Here is a 5,445-nt window from a genome sequence, read left to right on the forward strand (position 1 = left end):
CGACCAGCGCGCCGCCCTCGCGGCGGGCACCGCGCAGCTGCCGGGCCGGCTCACCCCGGGCGGCACCGGGCTGTACGAGACCGTCCTGGCCGCCGTCCGGGCCGCCCGCGACAGCGGCGAGCAGGACGGGGGCGGCGACGGCGCGCTGCGCTCGGTCCTCCTGGTCACCGACGGCCGGCAGGACGACCCCGGCGCGCCGCCGCTCGACCAGGTCGTCGCTGCCCTGCAGGCGGAGGCGGACCCCGCCCGCCCGGTGCCCCTGCTCGTCGTCGGGCTCAGCACCGACGTGGACGCCGCGGAACTCACGGCGCTCGCCGGGGCGACCGGGGGCGCCGCCTACCTGGCCGAGCAGCCCGAGGACCTGCCGGCGGTCCTCGCCGACGCGCTCCGCCGGCGCTGACGCCCGAGCCCGCACCGGGCGCCCCGCCGCCCGCCTCGCGTACCGGACGGCGGGTCAGCCCGAGCACCGGCCCAGGCCAGGAGAGCGGGCGCGGCTACTCCAGCACGAGGATGAGGTCGCCGCCCTCGGTCTGCTGGACGGCGCCCACCGCGAGCCGCGCCACGGTCCCGCCACGCGGCACGGTGATCGCCGCCTCCATCTTCATCGCCTCGATGCTGGCCACCGTCTGCCCGGCCTCGACCGTGTCGCCCACGGCCACCCGCAGCGTGACGACGCCCGAGAACGGCGCGGCGACGTGCCGGTCGTTGCCCGGCTCGGCCCGCTCGGTCTGCGTGGTGTCGACCTGGACGGAGCGGTCGCGGACCTGCAGCGGGCGCAGCTGCCCGTTGAGGGTCGCCAGGACGGTCCGCATCCCCTTGGCGTCGGCCTCGCCCACCGCCTCCAGCCCGGCGATGAGCTGGACGCCCCGGCCGAGGGAGATGGTGTGCTCGGCGCCGGCGCGCAGGCCGTACAGGTAGTCGAGGGTGTCGAGCACGGACACGTCGCCGTAGGTCTCGCGCACCTGCGCCAGGTTCGCGGTGGGGCCGGGGAACAGCAGCCGGTTGAGCGTGCGGCGGCGCAGGGCGGGCTCGGCGTCGGCGGCCAGGGCGGCCTCGTCGTCGGGGTCGAGCACGGTCTCGCGGACCGGCGCGGTGCGGCCGGCGAGCGCCCGGGTGCGGAAGGGCTCGGGCCAGCCGCCGGGCGGGTCGCCCAGCTCGCCGGACAGGAAGCCGACGACGGAGTCGGGGATGTCGAACCGGGCCGGGTCGTCGGCGAAGGCCTGCGGGTCCGCGCCGGCGGCGACGAGCTGCAGGGCGAGGTCGCCGACGACCTTGGAGCTGGGCGTGACCTTGACCAGGCGGCCGAGGATCCGGTCGGCGGCGGCGTACATCCGCTCGACCTGCTCGAACCGCTCCCCCAGGCCCAGCGCGATGGCCTGCTGGCGGAGGTTGGACAGCTGCCCGCCGGGGATCTCGTGGTCGTACACGCGCCCGGTCGGGCTGGTCAGCCCGGACTCGAACGGCGCGTACACCTTGCGGACGACCTCCCAGTAGGGCTCGAGGTCCTGCGCGGCGCGCAGCGAGATCCCGGTGTCCAGCTCGGTGTGGGCGGTGGCGGCGACGAGCGCCGACAGCGGCGGCTGGCTCGTGGTGCCGGCCATGGTCGCCGTCGCGACGTCGACGGCGTCGGCGCCCGCCTCGACCGCCGCCAGGAGCGTGGCGAGCTGCCCGCCGGCGGTGTCGTGGGTGTGGACGTGGACGGGCAGCTCGAACCGCTCGCGCAGGGCTGTGACGAGGCGGCGGGCCGCGTGCGGGCGCAGCAGCCCGGCCATGTCCTTGACGGCGAGGACGTGGGCGCCCGCGTCGACGATCTGCTCGGCGAGGTCCAGGTAGTAGTCGAGGGTGTAGAGCTCCTCGGCGGGGTCGAGCAGGTCCGCGGTGTAGCAGAGCGCGACCTCGGCGACCGCGGTCCCGGTGGCGCGGACCGCGTCGATGGCCGGGCGCATCTGGGTGACGTCGTTGAGGGCGTCGAAGATGCGGAAGACGTCGATGCCGGTGCGGGTGGCCTCCTCGACGAAGGCCTCGGTGACCCGCGCCGGGTACGGCGTGTAGCCGACGGTGTTGCGGCCGCGCAGCAGCATCTGCAGGCAGAGGTTGGGCATCGCCTCGCGCAGCGCGGCCAGCCGGTCCCACGGGTCCTCGCCGAGGAAGCGGAGGGCGACGTCGTAGGTCGCGCCGCCCCAGCACTCCACGCTCAGCAGCTGCGGCATGGTGCGGGCCACGTGAGGGGCGACGGTGAGCAGGTCCGTGGTGCGCACCCGGGTGGCCAGCAGGGACTGGTGGGCGTCGCGGAAGGTGGTGTCGGTGACCCCGGGGACGGTGCTGGCCCGCAGGTCGGCCGCGAACCGCTCCGGGCCCAGCTCGAGGAGGCGCTGGCGGGAGCCGGGCGGCGGGGGCACGGACAGGTCCGTCGGGGGCAGCTTGACCGAGGCTGGCAGCTCGACGGGCACCTCGCCGTGCGGGCGGTTGACGGTGACGTCGGCCAGGTACGTGAGCAGCCGGGTGCCGCGGTCGGCACCGGGGCTGGCCGTCACCAGGTGGGGGCGCTCGTCGATGAACGACGTGGTGAAGCGGCCGGCACGGAAGTCCGGGTCGGCGATCATCGCCTGGAGGAACGGGATGTTGGTCGCCACGCCGCGGATCCGGAACTCCGCCAGCGCCCGGCGGGCGCGCGCGACCGCGGTGGAGAAGTCGCGGCCACGGCAGACGAGCTTGGTGAGCATGGAGTCGAAGTGCGGGGAGATCTCCGCGCCGGCGTAGGCGGTGCCGCCGTCCAGCCGGATGCCCGCGCCTCCGGGGTTGCGGTACGTGGTGATCCGGCCGACGTCGGGGCGGAAGCCGTTGGCCGGGTCCTCGGTCGTGATCCGCAGCTGGATGGCGGCGCCGTTGACCCGCAGGGTGTCCTGCGACAGGCCCAGGTCCGCGAGCGTGGAGCCGGAGGCGACGAGCATCTGCGAGGTCACGAGGTCGACGTCGGTGACCTCCTCGGTGATGGTGTGCTCGACCTGGATGCGCGGGTTCATCTCGATGAAGACGTGCTCGCCGGCGCGCTCGCCCTCGGTGGCGACGAGGAACTCCACGGTCCCGGCGTTGCGGTAGCCGATGGCGCGGGCGAAGGCGACGGCGTCGCGGTGCAGCGCCTGCCGGGTGGTCTCGTCCAGGTCCGGTGCCGGGGCGATCTCGATGACCTTCTGGTGGCGGCGCTGGATCGAGCAGTCGCGCTCGAAGAGGTGGACGACCTCGCCGTCGGTGTCGGCGAGGACCTGCACCTCGATGTGGCGGGGGCTGAGCACCGCACGCTCGATGAAGACCCGCGCGTCGCCGAAGGCGCCCTCTGCCTCGCGCATGGCCGCGGCGAGCGCGTCGGGCAGCTGGTCGCGCTCGTCGACGCGGCGCATCCCGCGCCCGCCGCCGCCCGCGACGGCCTTGACGAAGACCGGGAACCCGACCTCGTCGGCCGCGGCGAGGAGCACGTCGGCGTCGTCGGACGGCTCGGTCGACTCCAGCACCGGCAGCCCGGCCCGCTTCGCCGCGGCGATCGCCGTGACCTTGTTGCCGGCCATCTCCAGCACCTCGGCCGAGGGCCCGACGAACGTGATGCCGGCGTCCTCGCAGGCGCGGGCGAGGTCGGGGTTCTCCGACAGGAAGCCGTAGCCCGGGTACACAGCGTCGGCGCCGCACTCCTGGGCGACGCGGATGATCTCCGCGACGTCGAGGTAGGCGCGCACGGGGGCGCCGCGCTCGCCGATGAGGTAGGCCTCGTCCGCCTTGATCCGGTGGACGCCGTTGCGGTCCTCCCAGGGGAACACCGCGACGGTGCGCGCCCCGAGCTCGGTGGCGGCGCGGAAGGCGCGGACCGCGATCTCGCCGCGGTTGGCGACCAGGACCTTCTGGAACAACGTGGCTCCCGGGGGCTTCGAGGCTCGGCCGGCTCAGGCGACCTGGACGGCTGCCGAGGCTATCGGTCGGCGGGACGGACGGTCCGCGGGCGTCTCAGCCCTGGCTGTCGACCAGGTGCGCGGGGAACCCGCCCGTGGCGACCGGCCCCCAGCGGACCGGGGTGACCCGGAGCAGGCACTTGCCCTGCTCCGACATGGCCGCGCGGTACTCGTCCCAGTCCGGGTGCTCGCGGCCGAAGGAGCGGAAGTAGTCGACGAGCGGCTCCAGCGCCTCGGGCAGGTCGAGCACCTCGCACGTGCCGTCGACCTGGACGTACGGGCCGTCCCAGTCGTCGGAGAGGACGACGAGGCTCACCCGGGGGTCGCGGCGGGCGTTGCGGACCTTGGCGCGCTGCGGGTAGGTCGACACGACGAAGCGGCCCTGGTCGTCGACCCCGCACGACACCGGCGACGACTGGAGGCTGCCGTCGGCGCGGAAGGTCGTGAGGACGACGTGGTGGCGGTCCCGGCAGAAGGCGAGCAGGCCCTCGATGTCCGTCTGCGTGGCGGTCGCCGCGGCGCGGGGGGTCACTGCTCGCCCCACGAGGCGGTGGCCGCGCCGTCGACCTGCGCGGCCTGCACGGTCCCGCCGCCGACCTCGTCGACCGGGACGTCGAAGCACCAGCGGTGCTCGGCGCTCGCGCCCGGCTCCAGGTCGGGGGCCAGCGCGGGCGCGCCGAGGACCACCGCGTCGCAGGTCAGCTCGTCGTACAGCGCACCGGCCGCGCTGACGTAGCCGACGTTGAGCCCCAGGTAGACGCCCTCGGCCTCGGTGCCGGTGTTCTCCACGGTGCCCGTGACCACGACGTAGCGCCCGCCGGGGGCAGGGTTCTCGGGCTCCTCCGCCGCGACGGCGGCGTCGGCCTCGAGGTCGACCCCGGTCACCGTGACGCGCAGCGGGCCGAGGTCGGCGCCCTGGCCGAGCGGCAGCACGGCCGCGGGGGCGGCGGGCTCGGAGGGGGCCGCGACGGGCGGCGGGACGACGGACGGCTCCTCGCTGGGCAGGGCGTCCAGGCTGGGGAACGGCTCGTCGGTGGGGAAGGTGTCCTCGAGCTCCTCGATCGTGGTGCCCAGGTCGTCCGTGGCCTCCCGGACGGCGTTGACCGCAGCGACGACCGCGACCGTGCCCAGCACCGTCAGCAGCACCGAGACGACGAGGCCGGCGACCGCGAGGCCGCGCCCCTTGCGCTTCCCGCCGGCCGTGCGGACCAGGCCGACGATGCTGAGCACGAGCCCGACAGGGGCCAGGAGGAACGCCAGCACCAGGCCGACGACCGACACCACGTCGGTGGACGGGCCGTCCGCACCGGTCTGGCCCCCGGGCGGGGGGCCGTAGCCGCCGGGGCCGTACCCGGCGGGGCCGGGGGCGCCGTACCCGGGGGTCCCGCCGTAGGGCACGCCGTACCCACCGGGCGTTCCGGAGGGTGTGCCGTACCCGCCCGGGTCCCCCGCCGGCGGCGTGCCGTACCCGCCGGCCGGCGGCGGGGCGTACGGGTCCGGGCCGGCC

3 protein-coding genes and 1 pseudogene are annotated in these 5,445 nt (G+C 75.8%); 1 reads left to right on the forward strand and 3 read right to left on the reverse strand.

Annotated features, from left to right (window positions below; translation table 11 throughout):
* Positions 1-400: vWA domain-containing protein (locus tag WCS02_RS16920; protein WP_479688809.1), on the forward strand; the 400-nt coding region annotated here is incomplete at its 5' end.
* Positions 401-494: 94 nt separating this feature from the next.
* Here the strand turns inward: WCS02_RS16920 and WCS02_RS16925 are convergent.
* From WCS02_RS16925 to WCS02_RS16935, 3 genes and pseudogenes are all read right to left on the reverse strand, one after another.
* Entirely contained in the window at positions 495-3,899 is a 3,405-nt protein-coding gene (locus tag WCS02_RS16925) for a pyruvate carboxylase (RefSeq protein ID WP_340295360.1), read from the reverse strand.
* Positions 3,900-3,993: 94 nt separating this feature from the next.
* A complete protein-coding gene (locus WCS02_RS16930; protein WP_340295362.1) occupies positions 3,994-4,470 on the reverse strand; it encodes a PPOX class F420-dependent oxidoreductase in 477 nt (158 codons plus the stop codon).
* A pseudogene (locus WCS02_RS16935) lies at positions 4,467-5,445 on the reverse strand (hypothetical protein); the annotation flags it as partial. The pseudogene WCS02_RS16935 and the gene WCS02_RS16930, both read right to left, overlap by 4 nt.

It is taken from the genome of Aquipuribacter hungaricus (genome assembly GCF_037860755.1).
GTDB classification, from domain to species: Bacteria; Actinomycetota; Actinomycetes; order Actinomycetales; family JBBAYJ01; genus Aquipuribacter; species Aquipuribacter hungaricus.